This window comes from Pseudomonas sp. A214 (assembly GCF_900156295.1).
GTDB lineage: Bacteria > Pseudomonadota > Gammaproteobacteria > Pseudomonadales > Pseudomonadaceae > Aquipseudomonas > Aquipseudomonas rhizophila.
Window position 1 is genome coordinate 4,230,641 of sequence record NZ_LT707062.1, and the last position, 17,304, is coordinate 4,247,944.

The following is a 17,304-nucleotide window of genomic DNA, read 5'->3' on the forward strand; positions in this document are numbered from 1 at the left end:
GTTCAGCGCCGATAAACCCCAATAACTTAACCGTTCAACGGATCAACTCTGATTAAGGATGATGGGCGTGGGGAGTTATCGGTTGCTGCTGGCCATGCTCGTGGCGATTTCCCACATGGGCGTGATGTTCGTAGGCTTCAACCCCGGCGTTGTTGCCGTGGTGTCGTTTCTGATTATCAGCGGTTTTGTGATGACGCCCTTGATCGACAGGAGCTACAACGTCCCAGGGAAAATCGGCCTGTTCTACCTTGACCGATTGTTGAGACTTTACCCGCAGTTCCTTCTGTATTTCGTCCTCTCCTGCGCGGTGATCCATTTCCTGCTGCCGGGCACGCCACAGGCGGCGGCGCTGACAATCGAAAACATCGCCACCAGCCTGCCCATCGTGCCGCTGGGTTTCTATATGTTCGGCATCACTGTGCCGGAGATCCTGCCACCTGGCTGGTCTCTGGGGCTGGAGATGTGCTTTTACCTGCTGATCCCGTTTCTGATCCTTTATAAGGCCCGAGGCATTGCGTTCGCGGTGTCCGTAACGGTTTTCCTGGTCGCCTCGCTGGGCTACGTCAACACCGACATCTACGGCTACCGTCTACTGCCGGGCGTGTTGTTCATCTTCCTGTGCGGCAGCTACCTGTACCACGCCCAGCCCAAAGGACTATGGGTCGCCTCCATCACCACGGTCGTGGCAGCGATAATGTTCCTGGCCATTGTTGTCGGGTTCATTCCCCGCCGCCCCTTCAACGCAGAAGTAACCTTGGGCATAGTCTTGGGTGTGCCGGCGGTGCATGTGCTCAGCAGGCTCAAGCATCACTGGATGGATGAGTTTCTGGGGAATATCAGCTATGGCGTGTTCCTCAACCATTTTGTGGTGATGTACGTGTTGCGGGCGTTCTGGCCGGTTGAGTACAGCGCCCTGATGATTACACTGGTGCTGGTGTTGTCGCTGGCATTGAGTGGCTTGTCGTATTACTGCGTTGAGCGACCGGCGCTGAAGCTGCGCCACGCGTTGAGGGCGGGCGCTAAACGTGAGATCGCACAGATACCCGTGGGCCGCACACCGGCGTAGCCGCTGACCCCGAATAAAAAAATGCCCGGATTAGTTTCCGGGCATTTTTTGTTTTCAGAACAGCGCACTCAGAACGTCACGCTGGCACTCAGGCGGGCGGTACGCGGTTCGCCGACATTGACCTGCACTTCGCTGCCGGTGGAAGACGGGTAGTAGTGTTTATCGAACAGGTTGTCCACGTTCACCTGCAACGAGGTCTTGTGCCCCAATACCGGTGACTCCCAGCGCAGGAAGGCGTCGGCCACGGTGTAGCTGCTGAGCCAGAAACCGTTGGCGGCATTCGCGGCGCGCTCTCCAACATAACGCGCACCGGCGCCGGCGTGCCACGCGCCGAATTCAGCGGGCACGTTCAGATGGTGGGTCAGGTACAGGCTGGCGGTGTGCTTGGGTGCGTCGGGCAGGCGATGACCTTCGTTTTTCGGGTCATCCAATATCTCGGTATGGGTGTAGGCGTAAGTGCCTATCAAGTCCCAACGGTCGGCCAGGCGACCGGTGATGTCCAACTCCAGGCCTTGGGAGCCAACTTTGCCGGCGGCTTCGGAGACGTCGTCAACAGTGGTCACCACGTTCTTTTTAACGATGTCGAACAGGGCGAGGTTGATGTTCAAGCCTGGCAATGGATCGTACTTGGCGCCGATTTCATAGCTGCGGCCCTCTTCCGGTTTGAAGGTGGCAAGGTTTTTATCGACGGTATCGTTAGGCTTGAACGACCGGCTGTAGTTGCCATAAAGCGACAGTTCCTCGGTGGCTTTATAGACGAGGCCCAGGAATGGGACAAAGGCATCGCCGTTATCGTCACGAACGTGGACGCGCGTGAGCATGCCTTGGTCGGCGTATTGATCGTAATGCTGGTAACGGCCCCCAAAGACCAGGATCCAGCGGTCATCCAGATGCCAGTTGTCCTTGAGATACACCGAACTGGAAGTCAGCTTGTTGCTCAAGTTGCTTTGCGGCGCATTTACCGTGCTTGGCTCCCCCAGACCACCGTACACCGGTGCCGCAGGGTCAAAGCCTGATTGATAAGCTCCGCGATAGGTTTTGCCACGGAATTGATCGGACACCTGATTGTCGACACCGATCAACAGGTCATGACGCTGGCCGAACAGTTCCTGCTTGCCCATGAAATCCCAACTGGCGTAGCGGGTTTCATCGTCATAGTGCGCGCCGTTGGCGGCACGCTGGAAAACTCCGTTCGACAGCCGCGGCTGCGCAATCGAAAGACTATACCGATCATTGTTCCAGCCATAGGTCACGCGGGTCTTCCACGCTTCACTCAGCTCATACTCAAACCGCGCTGTCGCCGTTTCGCGAATCCCCACGCTTTTGGCCCAAGGCTCATCAAGGCGCTTGTTGTAATCAATGTCGGCCGGATGCCCGTCGGTGAACACCGTGCCACGATCGAAAGGATTGGAATATTCGTTGTACTCATAACTGAGGTTCAACGAGGCCCGCTCACCCGTCCAGGCCAGGGACGGCGCCACCAGCGTGCTCTCGTTGACGCCATAGTTGCGCCAATAATCCTCATGCCCACGCTCGGCAATCAACCGATACGCCAGGCCGGTATCGCCCAACGGCCCGGTGGTATCCAGGGCCATGGTGCCGCCACCTTCGCTGTAGGCCGAGCCGCTCAGCGTCGTGCTCTGGGTGTATTCGGGTTTCTTGCTGATGATGTTGACCAGGCCGCCGGGCTCCAGAGCGCCGTATAACATCGAGGCCGGGCCCTTGAGCACTTCGACCCGCTCGGTGGTGGCGCTGAAGTTGCGTCCCAGGTTCGAACGCACACCATCGCGCAGGATCGAGCCGTCATCGTTGGTGCCGAACCCGCGCTTGACCAACGAATCCCGCGAACCGCCCAGGGTATTGCCCTGGCTGACGCCGCTGACAAATTTCATCGCATCGCCCAGCGAGCGCACCTGATAGTCCGCCAGGGTCTGCCGGGTCACCACGTTGATCGACTGCGCCTCTTCCTTGAGCGGTACATCGCTTTTGCTCGCGGTGCTGGCTTGCGACGCCGTGTACCCTTCGTCCTGAGTGATGCGACTGCCCTGGATGTCCGTGGTTGGCAGTTCGAGAATGTCCTGCGCCCACAAAGGGCTTGCGATGAAACAGCAGGACAGCGTTGGCAACACGCGTTTGAAAAAGGCGTTGCGGGTAGCGAGAGGGGTGGAACGATTCAAGACGCAGCACTCACAGAGGGATGTTAATGAGAGAGAATATACTTTGAGAATGATTCCCAGTAAATATTTCTAACGCTTTCCCGCTTGACCCGCGCAAAAAAAAAGACGCCGGATCACTCCGGCGCCTTTGTTCGTTTCCCACCCCTGTTATCAGGGCTTACCGCACATCAATGATCGATGGCCGCACCCGCCCCCCTTGGAACCCGGATATCTTCCACCAGGTGCTGAATGTGCTCCGGCGGCGGCGCGGTAAAGCGTGACACCACCACCGCGGCTACGAAGTTGAAGAGCATCCCCAGGGTGCCGATGCCTTCCGGCGATACGCCCAGCCACCAGTGCTCGGCAGTGTTCATCGCCGGATTGATGAATTTGAAGTAGACGATGTAGGTGAATGTAAACGTCAGCCCCACAATCATCCCGGCGATCGCGCCTTCGCGGTTCATGCGTTTGGAGAAGATCCCCATGACAATCACCGGGAAGAACGAGGACGCCGCCAGTCCAAAGGCGAACGCCACCACCTGGGCCACGAATGCCGGCGGGTAGATGCCGAACAACCCGGCGATCAGCACCGCCACGCCAGCGGCGATCCGGGCGGCCAGCAACTCTTGCTTTTCAGTGATCCTGGGCATGATGTTGCTTTTGAGCAGGTCATGGGAGACCGATGTGGAAATCACCAGCAGCAACCCCGCTGCCGTCGACAGCGCCGCCGCCAGGCCACCGGCGGCAATCAGGGCGATGACCCAGCCTGGCAACCCGGCAATCTCCGGGTTGGCCAGAACCATGATGTCGTTGTCGACATACAGTTCGTTGGCCACTGGTGAAACCTGGTTGCTCAGCAGCCGCTGCTCGTTCGCCCCGCGCTCACCCGTGAAACTCGGCGCGCCGACCAGGGCTGCCCCCGGGCCATACTGGATGATGCCGTCATTGTTTTTGTCCGCCCAGGCGATCAGCCCCGAATTTTCCCAGGTCTTGAACCAGGCTGGCGCTGTGGCGTAGCTGACGTTGGGGATCGAGGTCAGCAGATTGGTGCGCGCGAAAGCCGCCACGGCCGGTGCGGTGGTGTAGAGGATGGCGATGAACAGCAGTGCGTAACCTGCTGACTTGCGCGCATCACGCACTGTCGGGGTGGTGAAGAAACGCACGATCACATGAGGCAGGCCCGCAGTACCGACCATCAGCGCCATGGTGATGAAAAACACGTCGGTGGTCGATTTGGTGCCGTCGGTATAGGCCGTGAAACCGAGTTCCGCACCCAGCCCGTTGAGCCGCTCGATCACACTCTGGCCGGAGCCGGTGACCTCGCTGATGAAGCCCAGTTGCGGGATCGGATTACCGGTGATCATGATCGAGATGTAGATCGCAGGCACCATGTAGGCAAAAATCATCACGCAGTACTGCGCCACCTGGGTGTAGGTGATGCCCTTCATGCCGCCCAGCACGGAATAGAAGAACACGATGGCCATACCGATCATCACGCCGGTATTGATATCCACTTCCAGGTAACGGGAGAACACGATGCCCACACCGCGCATCTGCCCTGCCACATACGTGAAGGAAATGAAGATCACGCAGATCACCGCCACCACCCGCGCCGTCTGCGAGTAGTAACGCGCGCCGACGAACTCTGGGACGGTGAACTTGCCGAACTTGCGCAGATACGGCGCCAGACACATCGCCAGCAGCACATAGCCGCCGGTCCAGCCCATCAGGTAGACCGAGCCGTCATAGCCGGCGAAGGCGATGATCCCGGCCATGGAGATGAACGAGGCGGCCGACATCCAGTCGGCCCCGGTGGCCATGCCGTTGAGTACCGGGTGCACGCCTTTGCTGGCAACGTAGTACTCGCTGGTGGAGCCGGCGCGCGTCCAGATGGCAATGGCGATATAGAGCGCAAAGGACGCGCCGACGAACAGGTAGATCAGGGTTTGGGTATCCATGCTCGTCGGCCTCAGTCTTCGTGGACGTCATATTTGCGATCGAGCTGATTCATCTTCCAGACATAGAAGAAGATCTCGAGCACAAAGACATAGATGGACCCCTGCTGGGCGAACCAGAATCCCAGGGGCGTACCGAAGAAGCTGATGGTGTTGAGCTGGTCAACCAGCAAAATGCCAAAGCCGAACGACACCAAGAACCAGATTGCCAGCAATACCAGCATCCAGCGTAGGTTCTCCGTCCAGTAGGCACGCGCAGCCTGTTGCTTTTGAGTGGACATGGAAATCAACTCCCGTTGTTTTTATTGTTTTCCACTCAAACCGTAGCAGTCGCTGGGCAGAGCGCTAGTACGACTTTCGTCTACCTTCGCCACTCTGGATATTGACATCCGCGTTCCCTCACTTACTGGGACGGGTTAAAGATCGCGGAAACCGCCGCAGTGATATCAAATCGCCCATTTCCCTAAAGCTTTGCCGTGCGCGGTCGAATGTATGCAATCAAAGTGATTTTTTACCCGGGAGCAACGGATGCAGACGCTAAAGGCCTTGTACGAGTCTATCGAGATGCAGTTTTTCGATACGCTCACCAAAAAGCTGTCGAGCCTTTTCCTGCTGGTCGTGGTCAGTGGCTTGCTTTACTGGGTGGCAGTCAGTGCCCGCGCCGACATTGTGCTGCAGTTGCACACTGCGCAACTGGACCCCGCGCTGCTGGGGCAAGTCGAAGGCCGGCTCGACAGCCTCACCCATGCCCTGCTCTTCGGCGCGCTGCTGACGCTGTGCATGATCAGCTTCATGGTCTGGTACTTTCGCCACCTCATCGTGCGCCCCGTCACGGCCATGACCAAGGCCCTCGAGGAGATCGCCAGCGGCGAAGGCGACCTGTCCAAAGACCTGCCCCTGGTGACCCACGACGAAATCCGCGTGCTGGCCGACACTTGCAACCGCTTCCTGGCCAAGCAGCGGGAGATCATCAGTAATGTCCAGGCGCTGACCGTGCACATTGCGGTCGAATCGGCCCGCTCGTTGAAAAACATCAGCGACTCCAGCGACAGCGCTACTCACCAGGCCCGCTTCGCCAAGGAAGTGATGGACCAGAGCAACACCGCCGTAGGTCGCATCGAAGAAGTCTCGCGCCAGACTCAGGGCATTTCCAGCACCACTGCGCAGAACCTGAGCATGGCTCGCGACTCCTATGCAGAACTGCTGGAAGTGACGGGCAACATCAGTGAAATCTCCAGCAGCCTCAATGAATTCGCCACGCTGGTAGGCGCCCTGAACCAACGTTCTTCGAGCATCAAGTCCATCGTTGGGCTGATCCAGCAGATCTCTGCCCAAACCAACTTGCTGGCCCTCAACGCGGCCATCGAAGCCGCCCGGGCCGGTGAAAGCGGTCGGGGGTTTGCCGTGGTGGCCGATGAGGTGCGCACCTTGGCGCAGAATGTCAGCCGGGCTACCGACGACATCTCACGAAACATCGACGCCATGCTCGAAGAAGTCAGTTCCACACATGAACAGACCAACCAGATCAGCCACAGCGCCCGGGAAACCCAGAAAGTCGTGGAGCGTGCCTCGGGCCATTTCGAAAGCATGATCGGCGACTTCGAATCCACCAATGGCAAGTTGGCCGATATTGCGTCCCATATCCAGCTTTTCGCCGAATCCAACACGGGTATCAACGAACGGGTTACGCAGATCCATGCCGACAGCCAGTCGATTGACCAGCGCATGCAGCATTCGGCAACGGCGACCCGTGACTTGTCCGGTGTCGCTGAAAAGGTCCAGGCATTGTTGGGCCGGTTCGTGCTCGGCCATGGCAAGCTGGATGCCGCCATCACCCGGGCCAGCCAGTGCCGCGACGGCCTCCAGGTCCAATTGGAGGCGCTGCAGCAGGATGGCCTTAACCTGTTCGATCAGAACTACCAACTGATCCCCGGCACCGATCCCAAGCAATACATGACCAGCTACACCGAGCGTTTTGCCCAAGTCTGCCAGGAAGAATGCGACAAACTCACCCGCAGCACCCCGGGCGGCAAAGTCTCATTCATCGTCGACACCAAGGGTTATTGCCCAGTGAACAACAGCTGGGTTTCGAAACAACCGACCGGTGACCGCACCGTCGACCTGCCGGTGTGCCGCAACAAGCGCATCTTCAACGACCCGATCGGCCTGCGCGCGGCGGGCAACACCCAACGCTTCCTGCTCCAGACCTACCTGCGCGATACCGGGGAAATCATGACCGAGATCGACGTACCGTTCTTCTTCGGCGGCCGCCATTGGGGCAATTTGCGGGTCGGGTTCGATGCAGCGGTGCTGTTGGCAGAGTGATGCACTGCACCTGGTTCGGTGCTGATGCACATCCCGAGACCACCCCAAAACAACGGTGGGAGCAAGCCTGCTCGCGAAAGCGGTGGGTCAGCAAACATACATGCTGCTGACCTGATGCCATCGCGAGCAGGCTCGCTCCCACAAGGGGATCGGTGGTGTATGCAAATCCCGAGGCTGCCCCAAAACAACTGTGGGAGCGGGCTTGCTCGCGAAAGCGGTGGATCAGCAAACATCAATGCTGCTGACCTGACGCCATCGCGAGCAAGCTCGCTCCCACAGGGTTACCTCATCAACCTGAAATCAGTTGATCAACAGCACTTGGGCCCCGCCTTGCCACCGTATCGGGCTTCCTGGCGTTCGCGGAAGAACGCCTCGTAGTCCATCAGCGGTTTGTCCGGGTGTTTGCTTTGCATGTGCTCGACGTAGTTGTCGTAGTCGGGCATGCCGACCATCAGGCGGGCGGCCTGACCGAGGTATTTACCGAGGCGACTCAAGTCATTGAACATCGTTGCAATCCTCGATTCAGGCGTCCGGCACGGCCTGGAAGGGCGCTTCTTTATCCGTGCGTTCCTTGTGACCCCAGGCAGCGATGCCGACCTTGAGCGCGTAGAACAGGATGCTGAAGACCACCAGCAGGAACAACACCGTCAGCGTTGCGTTGGTGTAAGCGTTGTACACCACGTGCTGCATCTGCTCGATGCTCTTGGCCGGGGCCAGGATCTGGCCGGCGGCCAGGGCATCGTTGTATTTGCGCGCCAGGGCCAGGAAGCCGATCGCCGGGTTGGCGTCGAACAGCTTGATCAGGCCCGCCGTGGTGGTGCAGATCAGCAGCCAGACCGCCGGCAGCATGGTCACCCAGACGTAGCGCTGGCGCTTCATCTTGATCAGTACCACGGTGCCGAGCATCAGGGCGATACCGGCCAGCATCTGGTTGGAGATGCCGAACAGCGGCCACAAAGTGTTGATGCCGCCCAGCGGATCGATCACGCCCTGGTACAACAGGTAGCCCCACAGCGCCACACAGCCGGCGGTGGCGATCAGGTTGGCGACCCAGGATTCAGTCCGCTTGAGGGCTGGTACGAACGAGCCCAGCAGGTCCTGCAGCATGAAGCGCCCGGCACGGGTGCCGGCGTCTACCGCCGTGAGGATGAACAGCGCCTCGAACAGGATTGCGAAGTGGTACCAGAACGCCATGGTGTTCTCACCCGGCAACACCGAGTGCAGGATCTGCGCGATCCCCACCGCCAGCGTCGGCGCACCGCCGGCACGGGCCAGGATGGTGGTCTCGCCGATGTCATTGGCCACCGCCTGCAGCGCTTCGGGGGTGATTGCAAAGCCCCAGCTGCTGACAGTCTGCGCCACGCTCACCACATCACCGCCGACGATCGCCGCCGGGCTGTTCATGGCGAAGTACACACCCGGCTCGATCACCGAAGCGGCGACCATTGCCATGATGGCCACGAACGACTCCATCAGCATGCCGCCGTAACCGATGTAGCGGGCGTTGACTTCGTTATCGAGCATCTTCGGCGTGGTGCCCGAAGAGATCAGCGCGTGGAAACCCGAAACCGCGCCACAGGCGATGGTGATGAACAGGAACGGGAACAATCCGCCCTTCCACACCGGGCCCGTGCCGTCGGTGAACTGGGTCAGTGCCGGCATTTTCAGCTCGGGCATAGTGACCAGGATGCCGATCGCCAGGGCGACGATGGTTCCGATCTTCAAGAAGGTGGACAGGTAGTCGCGCGGCGCCAGGATCAGCCAGATCGGCAACACCGCGGCAACAAAACCGTAGCCGATCAGCATCCAGGTGATTTGCACGCCGGTGAAGGTGAAGGCCTCGGCCCAGACCGGGTCTGCGGCCACTTGCCCGCCGAGCCAGATCGAACCCAGCAGCAACAGCACGCCGATGAGGGAGATTTCACCAATGCGGCCCGGGCGGATGTAGCGCATGTAGATGCCCATGAACATCGCGATCGGGATGGTCGCCATCACCGTGAAGATCCCCCACGGGCTCTCGGCCAGGGCCTTGACCACGATCAGCGCCAGCACCGCGAGGATGATGATCATGATCAGGAAGCAGCCGAACAGCGCGATGGTGCCGGGAACGCGGCCCATCTCTTCGCGGACCATGTCGCCCAGGGAGCGACCGTTGCGACGAGTGGACAGGAACAGGACCATGAAGTCCTGCACGGCACCGGCCAGCACCACCCCGGCGATCAGCCAGAGCGTACCGGGCAGGTAGCCCATCTGCGCCGCCAGTACCGGCCCGACCAGCGGCCCCGCACCGGCAATGGCCGCGAAGTGGTGGCCGAACAGGATGTGTTTGTTGGTCGGGACATAGTCCAGGCCATCGTTGTTGAGCACGGCGGGGGTGGCCCGGCGCGCATCGAGTTGCATCACGTTATTGGCGATGAACAGGCTGTAGTAGCGGTAGGCGACCAGGTAGATGGCCACGGCTGCGACGACGATCCAGAGGGCGTTGATCGGTTCGCCGCGGCGCAAGGCCACGACACTCAACGCACAAGCTCCCAGAACAGCCACGGCAAACCAGGCAAGGTGTTTAACCAGACGGGTTGTCATTGCGTGTCTCCTGCCGATATCCAGTGGATTGCGGCGATTGTTTTTATAGTGTGCCCCGACTATTCGGAGCCGGCCCAATATCCGTGGAAGCCGTCAATAAATAAATCCGCAGTACTACGTACGGGCCATCTACGTAGTTCTACGTAGATTCTCGTGGGATCCCTCTGTGTGAGCCTATGCAAAGCCAATGCAGGCTAACGACTGTGGGAGCAAAGCTTGCTCGCGATAACGCTGGGTCTGTTGGCAACAGTCCAGGCTGATCCGTCGCGATCGCGAGCAAGCTTTGCTCCCACAGCGTTATGATGCCGACCATTCGCCTCCCCCCGTTGAGTCCGGACAGGAGTACACATGCTGCTCAAACACAAAATCGTCGCCTTGGGAATTCTGCCCCTGGTCCTGGCGATTGCCGTCATCTGCGCCTTGGTGATCTCGCTTAATCGCCAGTTGGGTGATCAACAGGCGCAACTGATCGAAGACAGCATCCTGGCCAGCAAGCGCGCAGAGCTGAAAAACTACGTCGAAATGGCGCAAAGCCTGATCGCCCCGCTGTATAACAACGGCCAGGGCGACGCACGCGCGCAGCAGCAGGTGCTGGAGGAGCTGCGCAAGCTCAGTTTCGGCATCAATGGCTATTTCTTCGTCTACGACCGCCAGGGGCGCAGCCTGATGCATGCCCGGCAGTCCGAACTGGTGGGCCAATACCTCTGGGACATGAAAGATCCCCAGGGGCTGCCGGTGATCCAGGCATTGCTCAAGAGCGCTGAATCCGGCGAAGGTTTCCAGCGCTACGCCTGGAACAAGCCCTCCTCCGGCCAGGTGACCGACAAGCTGGCCTATGTGGTGATGCTGGATCGCTGGGGTTGGATGCTCGGGACCGGGATTTACCTGGAGGATGTCGAGCGCGCCACCCAGCAAGCCCGCGCTGAGGTGGCCCAGGGCATCCACACCACCATGCAGGCCATCGCCGCCATTGCGCTGGTGGCGGTCCTGCTGGTGTTTGCCGGCGGCATGACCCTCAACGTCAGCGAACATCGCTTGGCCGACAAAAAGCTGCAACGACTGAACCAGCGCATCGTCAGCTTGCAGGAAGAGGAACGCGCGCGAGTTTCACGCGAGCTGCACGACGGCATCAGCCAATTACTGGTGTCGATAAAATTCCAGTTTGAACTGGCCAGTCACGTCCTCGAAAAGGGGCAGGAAAACGGCCTGGGCATCCTGAAGAACGCGACAGACCGGCTGGGGGAAGCCATTGGCGAGATCCGCAACATCTCCCACGACTTGCGCTCCTCCCTGCTCGACACCCTGGGCCTGTCCGCCGCCATCGGCCAGCTCGCGGCCGAATTCCAGCAACGCAGCGGGCTTGAAGTGTCGTACAAAAGCAACGAATTCGATTGCCGCCTGGAAAATGGAGCACCGGTTTCGCTGTTTCGCATTGCTCAGGAAGCCTTGACCAATATCGAGCGTCACGCCGGGGCGAAAAGTGTCGGCATCACCCTGTTCGGGTCCGGCCAGTCCTTGCGCCTGACGGTGGTGGACGACGGGATGGGTTTCAACGTACCGCAGGTCGAACGTGGCCACGCCGGCATCGGCCTGCGCAATATCCGCGAGCGGGTCGAGCATTTCGGCGGACGGCTGGAAATGACCTCGGTGCCGGGACGAAGCGAGCTGGATATCCTGCTGCCCATGAACATGCTGGCGACACAAAGCTGATGCGCGCCCAACCTGACAAGAGCACCTGCCGATGAACCTGCCCTCTGTGATCCGCGTCGCGCTGGTCGATGATCATTCCCTGGTCCGCGATGGCATCAGGGCCCTGTTGTCCGTCATGCCCCAACTGGACGTGGTGGGCGAAGCCGAGAATGGTGCACAGGCCATCGAGATGGTCGGGCGCTGCCAACCGGACCTGTTGCTGATGGACATCAGCCTCAAGGACATGAACGGACTTGAACTGACCCGCCTGCTGGGCAAGCAATACCCCAACCTCAAGATCCTCATCCTGAGCATGTACGACAATTATGAGTATGTGAGTGAGTCCGTGCGTTGCGGCGCCAGTGGCTACGTGCTCAAGAACGCCCCTTCGCGGGAAATCATCGCGGCCATTGAAGCCATCATCAGCGGTGGCACCTTCTACAGTGCCGAGATCGCCCAACGGCTGGCCACCGACCCAACCACCGACAACGAGCTGACGCCGCGCGAGAGTCAGGTGTTGTACAAAATGGTCCAGGGGCTGAACAACAAGGAAATGGCCCGGGAACTGGACATCAGCGTGCGTACCGTCGAAACCCATCGCCTGAGCATCCGCCGCAAGCTCAACATCGACAAGCCCGCGGCCCTGGTGAAATACGCCATCGATCACGGGATCATTTCACGCTAGCAACCCCGGCTCGCGCTCGCGGCTTATGACTGAACCTCGGTGGGCCTTTCGATCCGACCCGGAACTTCATCGGCCACCGTGCGATTGCGCCCGGTTCGCTTCGCCTGGTAAAGCAAGGTATCTACGCGCTTGTAAAGATCCTGCCAGGTTTCCCTGGGGCCTAGACTGCCGACACCGAAACTCGCGGTGACCGGCCCGACCGTATCGCGCGTGACAGGCGTACCGTTCTCGATGGCCGCCCGCAAGCGCTCGGCACATTCGTAAGCTTCCCGGGCATCGGTGTCCGGCAGGAGCACAGCGAATTCTTCACCACCGAGGCGCCCGACGATGTCCCGTTTGCGCGCCGAAGTGCGCAGCAGTTGGCCAACTTCGCGCAAGACGTTATCGCCCACGTCATGGCCATGGCTATCGTTGATGTTCTTGAAGTTGTCGATATCGCACAGTGCCAGCGCTGTCGTGCCGCGCGGGCTCTTCATCAGCAGCATCGACACCCGTTCTTCGAAGCCGCGCCGGTTCAAGACACCGGTCAACGGGTCAAAGTCGCGTTCGCGACGCAGGTCATCGATCACGTCAGCAATGGCCGCGGCGAGAATCACAAAGGCAAGTCCGATACCGAGCACCGCCAGGGACAACTGGAGCGCCTGCCAGAACACCGAGTTGGCGAAAGCGACCCGGTCCAGCGGCACCGACAGCCCGACAGTCAGCAGGGTCCGCGGAAAGAAATGCAACGCGAAGACCAGCAACACCCAGAACAGCGCCTTGTCAACGAGTCGCCCGCGTAACAGCGATCTGAGCTTGACCGCCGCCACAAGCAAAATCGCACCATAGCCGAAGTTCTGGATGTAGATGCGCGCAAGCAGGTTGCGGTCGATATAAAAGAACCAGGCCAGTGCCAGGGAAATGACGCATACCACGGCCACGTCCAGCCGCCAGCCGAGGCGTTTTTGCGAGCGCAGCAAAACGCCTTCGGCCACTGCCAGGACCGCCGAGGTATACAGCGCGCCGGACACAATGGCATTGGGCCCGACCCCAGGAGGCCAGCCGAAAAGCTGCGACGTGGCACCACATGCGAACAGGCCACAGCCACCAGCCAGGAGCAGCAGATAGTCGCGTTTTTTGTCGATAAACCAGGCGCAGACGAACGCAACCCCAAAGACCGACAGGATCCCTGGGACCATCAACATAAGCGTAATTCTGACGACTGATGCGTCCATCCGAAACGTGTTTCTCCCCTGACCCAAGTCTGCCATCGCCCATGATGACAGAGGCGAAGGCAGCACACCTGCGAAGTTTGAGGCGCCAATGACAGCCCGCCAACCTTTTCACTACACTGCCCTTCTTGTCCCCTCCCTTGCGAGACGTGCAGTCCCTATGAAAAACATAACAAACACAATGACGTTCTGTGGCCTGCTGGCGTTCTGCGGCAGCGCCCTTGCCGAGCCAGCCCCTTCGCACCTTGATCAGGTCCTGCAACGCGGCGAGCTGAAAGTATGTACGACGGGCGACTACAAGCCTTACACCTACAAAGCCGAAACAGGTGAATACGAGGGGATCGACATTGACATGGCCCGTTCGCTGGCCGCCAGCCTAGGGGTCAAGGTTCAATGGGTGCAGACCAGCTGGAAAACCCTGATGCCGGACATGGTCGCCGGTAAATGCGATATCGGCATGGGCGGGATTTCCGTGACCCTGGAGCGTCAGAAAAAAGCCAACTTCAGCACCACCCTGGATGTGGATGGCAAAATCCCACTGGTGCGTTGCGAGGACCAGGCGCGCTACCAGACCATTGAACAGCTCAACCAGCCTTCGGTGCGCCTGGTGGAACCGGCGGGCGGCACCAACGAAGCTTTCGTCCGGGCGTTCCTGCCCAAAGGGCAACTCAAGTTCCACGACAACGTGACCATCTTCCAGGAGCTGCTGGACAAGCGGGCCGACGTGATGATCACCGATGCCTCGGAAGCGCTCTATCAGCAGAAACTCAAACCCGGTCTTTGCGCCGTCAACCCCAGCCGCTACTTGCAGTATGGCGAGAAGGCCTACCTGCTGCCACGGGACGACATCACCTGGAAAATGTACGTCGACCAGTGGCTGCACCTGAGCAAAGCAAATGGCAGCTACCAGAAGGTCATCGGCCAGTGGCTGGCGGTGCCCCAGCAACAGTGACAATGCCTGCGCCGCACACGACTCACTCACCCAGGGTTTGTGTGCGGCCCCTGGAACTGGCATGTTGGTCTCTCAATTGATCAGCCACGAGGTTCCATGCAGATCGAGTTACTGGAAATCAGCGAGCACCTGCATCGTTTTCCCCCTTTCGATGCCCTGCCCCAGCAAACCCTGGAGGCCATAGCCCAGCGCGTCGAAGTCAGCTACTTCAAGGCCGGCAGCGATATTCTCGAGGCAGGCTCCATCGTCCACGACCTGCATTATGTGCGCAGTGGCGCAGTCGAGATCTACCGGCGTAACGGCCAGTTGTACAACCGTCTGGTGGAAGGCGATATCTTTGGTCAGGCCAGCCTGCTGCGCAGCAACAAAGTGCGTTTTCCGGCGCGGGCCCTTGAAGACAGCCTGATCTACTTCATCCCGGCGGATGTGTTTGCCCAACTGTGCGAGCAACATGACAGCTTCGCCGACTTTGTCGAGGCCGAAGGACACTCCAGGCTCAAATCCGCCGTAGAGGCCCAGGGCCGCGCCAGCGAACTGATCCAATTGAAATCCCGCGCGCTGATTTCCCGGGACCTGGTCTGGGTCACCCCGCACACCAGCGTTCACGAAGCGGCACGGTTGATGTCCCAGGAAAGCGTTTCCTGCGTCGTCGTCCTGGAACCTGCCGGGCATCACCCGGAAAAAATGCTCGGCATCGTCACCGACCGCGACCTGCGCACCCGGGTAGTGGCCGCCAACCGCAGCGGCGATACCTGCATCGGTGAAGTGATGTCGACCGATCCGGTGGTCATCCAGGCCGATGACTCGTTGTTCGAAGCCATGTTGTGCATGCTTCGCAGCAACATCCACCACCTACCGGTGGTGCACAAGGGACGCACGCTGGGGTTGATCAACCTGTCGGACATCATCCGGCACGAGTCCCAGAGCAGCCTGTACCTGGTCAACAGCATCTCCAACCAGACCTCTGTCGAGGGCTTGCGCTCATTGTTGCGAGATCTGCGCGGCACCTACATTCGCATGGTGCGCGACGGTGCGACGGCTCACATGATCGGCAGCGCCATCTCGGGCATTGGCCGCGCCTTCACCCAGCGGTTGCTCGAATTGGCCGAGCGGGAACTGGGGCCGCCGCCGGTTCCGTACTGCTTCATGGTGCTGGGATCGATGGCGCGGGACGAACAACTGCTGGTGACCGACCAGGACAACGCCCTGGTGCTGGATGATCGTTTCGACCCGGCCCTGCACGACGAATACTTCAAAAGCCTGGCAACCTTCGTCAGCGACGGCCTGGCAGAGTGCGGCTACAGCTACTGCAAGGGCGGCATCATGGCCACCAACGCGCAATGGCGGCAGCCGTTGCGAGTATGGCGCGAGTATTTCAGCCAGTGGATCGAGAAGCCCAATGCCGCCACCCTGCTCAACAGTTGCATCTTCTTTGACCTGGACGGGGTCTATGGGCAACTGGAAATGGTCAACGAACTCAAGGTGCTCTGCGCTGAAAAATCCAGGGTGACCCCCGCCTTCCTGGCGGCGATGGCCCGGAATGCCTTGAACCGCACGCCCCCCTTGGGTTTCTTTCGCACCTTCGTAATGGAAACCGACGGCAAGCAAAAACAGATCATCAACCTCAAGGGCCGTGGCACGGCGCCATTGACCGATCTGATCCGTATCCACGCCCTGGCCTGCGGGACCACGGCGCAGAATTCCTTTGATCGTCTCGAAGCCATCAGCACCACACAGCTCGTGCAACCGCAGGCCATTGAGCATCTGCGCTATGCCTTGGAATTCCTGTCGATGGTGCGTATCCGACACCAGGTCGACGCCATCGAACAGGGCCAGAAACCGGATAACTACATCGAACCGGAGCGCTTTTCCACCACCGAGCGGCACAACCTCAAGGAAGCGTTTCAGGTATTGAGCAATGCGCAGAAATTCCTGCGATTCCGCTACCCCGGTCACGCTCGGCCATCCCGATGAACAATCCGAAGGGGCAAGAAACGCTGGATTGGGCGGCACGTTTCAAACGTCTGGAACAGCAAGCCCGGCACCCGCTGCTGCAACGCTTCTACCAACAGGGTGTCATCGATGCCGGGACTGCACTGGAGCAGGTGGAACTGCTGGCCATGGACCTTGAAACCACCGGTCTGAACGCGCGCACCGACAGTATCGTCAGCATCGGCCTGCTGCCGTTCACCCTCAGGCGCATACGCTGCGGTGAAGCCCTGTACTGGGTGATCAAGCCCTCGCAGCTCAGTCATGAGTCGGTGACGTTTCACCACATCACACACTCCGACATCCGTCATGCTCCCCGATTGCCGGACGTCATGGAGAAAGTGCTGGAAGCCATGGCAGGGAAGATCATGGTGGTGCATTACCGGGCCATCGAACGCAACTTCCTGGATCAGGCGTTACGCAATCACCTTGGGGAGGGCCTGCAATTTCCGGTGATTGACACGATGCAGCTGGAAGCGCGGCAGGTGCGCGGTCAGCGGCGTTGGCTGGACCGGCTGTTACGCCGTCCACCCGAGTCCATCCGGTTAGCGGACAGTCGCTTGCGCTACCACCTGCCGCCCTATCACGCCCATCATGCCTTGACCGATGCCCTGGCGACGGCCGAGCTGTTGCAAGCGCAAATAGCCACTCACTACAGCCCGTCCGTCCCTATCGGCCAGCTGTGGGATTAAA

13 protein-coding genes are annotated in these 17,304 nt (G+C 59.8%); 7 read left to right on the forward strand and 6 right to left on the reverse strand.

The features are described from left to right. Nucleotides 1-58 precede the first annotated feature (58 nt). Nucleotides 59-1,066 (forward strand): acyltransferase family protein, encoded by a 1,008-nt coding sequence (locus BW979_RS18875; protein WP_171061381.1) that lies wholly within the window; start codon nucleotides 59-61, stop codon nucleotides 1,064-1,066. A 68-nt stretch (nucleotides 1,067-1,134) separates the two neighbouring features. Here BW979_RS18875 and BW979_RS18880 read toward each other — a convergent pair whose 3' ends face one another. The 3 genes from BW979_RS18880 to BW979_RS18890 form a co-directional block, all read right to left on the reverse strand. Then, entirely contained in the window at nucleotides 1,135-3,243 is a 2,109-nt protein-coding gene (locus tag BW979_RS18880; RefSeq protein ID WP_076385091.1) for a TonB-dependent siderophore receptor, read from the reverse strand. A 167-nt stretch (nucleotides 3,244-3,410) separates the two neighbouring features. Further along, entirely contained in the window at nucleotides 3,411-5,180 is a 1,770-nt protein-coding gene (locus tag BW979_RS18885; protein WP_076385093.1) for a sodium:solute symporter family protein, read from the reverse strand. An 11-nt stretch (nucleotides 5,181-5,191) separates the two neighbouring features. Continuing rightward, nucleotides 5,192-5,458: a DUF4212 domain-containing protein gene (locus BW979_RS18890; protein ID WP_047230535.1), complete on the reverse strand. Its 267-nt coding sequence runs from the start codon at nucleotides 5,456-5,458 to the stop codon at nucleotides 5,192-5,194. Nucleotides 5,459-5,705: 247 nt separating this feature from the next. On the opposite strand from BW979_RS18890, the gene BW979_RS18895 reads away from it, so the two are divergent. After that, a complete protein-coding gene (locus tag BW979_RS18895) occupies nucleotides 5,706-7,502 on the forward strand; it encodes a methyl-accepting chemotaxis protein (RefSeq protein ID WP_076385095.1) in 1,797 nt (598 codons plus the stop codon). A 308-nt stretch (nucleotides 7,503-7,810) separates the two neighbouring features. Here BW979_RS18895 and BW979_RS18900 read toward each other — a convergent pair whose 3' ends face one another. Next, a complete protein-coding gene (locus tag BW979_RS18900) occupies nucleotides 7,811-8,008 on the reverse strand; it encodes a YbdD/YjiX family protein (RefSeq protein WP_047230563.1) in 198 nt (65 codons plus the stop codon). Between the two features lie 16 nt (nucleotides 8,009-8,024). Further along, nucleotides 8,025-10,085 (reverse strand): carbon starvation CstA family protein, encoded by a 2,061-nt coding sequence (locus BW979_RS18905; RefSeq protein ID WP_076385097.1) that lies wholly within the window; start codon nucleotides 10,083-10,085, stop codon nucleotides 8,025-8,027. 348 nt (nucleotides 10,086-10,433) lie between these two features. Here BW979_RS18905 and BW979_RS18910 point away from each other — a divergent pair, with 348 nt between their 5' ends. Next, on the forward strand, nucleotides 10,434-11,795 hold the full coding sequence (locus tag BW979_RS18910; RefSeq protein ID WP_047229882.1) for a cache domain-containing protein: 1,362 nt from the start codon (nucleotides 10,434-10,436) through the stop codon (nucleotides 11,793-11,795). Between the two features lie 31 nt (nucleotides 11,796-11,826). Next, the gene (locus BW979_RS18915) at nucleotides 11,827-12,459 is read left to right on the forward strand and encodes a response regulator (RefSeq protein WP_047229883.1); all 633 of its coding nucleotides are present in this window, start codon (nucleotides 11,827-11,829) and stop codon (nucleotides 12,457-12,459) included. A 23-nt stretch (nucleotides 12,460-12,482) separates the two neighbouring features. Here BW979_RS18915 and BW979_RS18920 read toward each other — a convergent pair whose 3' ends face one another. Continuing rightward, entirely contained in the window at nucleotides 12,483-13,643 is a 1,161-nt protein-coding gene (locus tag BW979_RS18920; RefSeq protein WP_197685212.1) for a GGDEF domain-containing protein, read from the reverse strand. 187 nt (nucleotides 13,644-13,830) lie between these two features. Here BW979_RS18920 and BW979_RS18925 point away from each other — a divergent pair, with 187 nt between their 5' ends. From BW979_RS18925 to BW979_RS18935, 3 genes are all read left to right on the forward strand, one after another. Next, the gene (locus tag BW979_RS18925; RefSeq protein WP_076385101.1) at nucleotides 13,831-14,622 is read left to right on the forward strand and encodes a transporter substrate-binding domain-containing protein; all 792 of its coding nucleotides are present in this window, start codon (nucleotides 13,831-13,833) and stop codon (nucleotides 14,620-14,622) included. A gap of 96 nt (nucleotides 14,623-14,718) precedes the next feature. Beyond that, nucleotides 14,719-16,596: a DUF294 nucleotidyltransferase-like domain-containing protein gene (locus BW979_RS18930; RefSeq protein ID WP_076385103.1), complete on the forward strand. Its 1,878-nt coding sequence runs from the start codon at nucleotides 14,719-14,721 to the stop codon at nucleotides 16,594-16,596. Beyond that, a complete protein-coding gene (locus BW979_RS18935) occupies nucleotides 16,593-17,303 on the forward strand; it encodes a 3'-5' exonuclease (protein ID WP_076385105.1) in 711 nt (236 codons plus the stop codon). The genes BW979_RS18930 and BW979_RS18935 overlap by 4 nt, the downstream gene beginning before the upstream one ends. The last annotated feature ends 1 nt before the right edge of the window (nucleotide 17,304 follow it).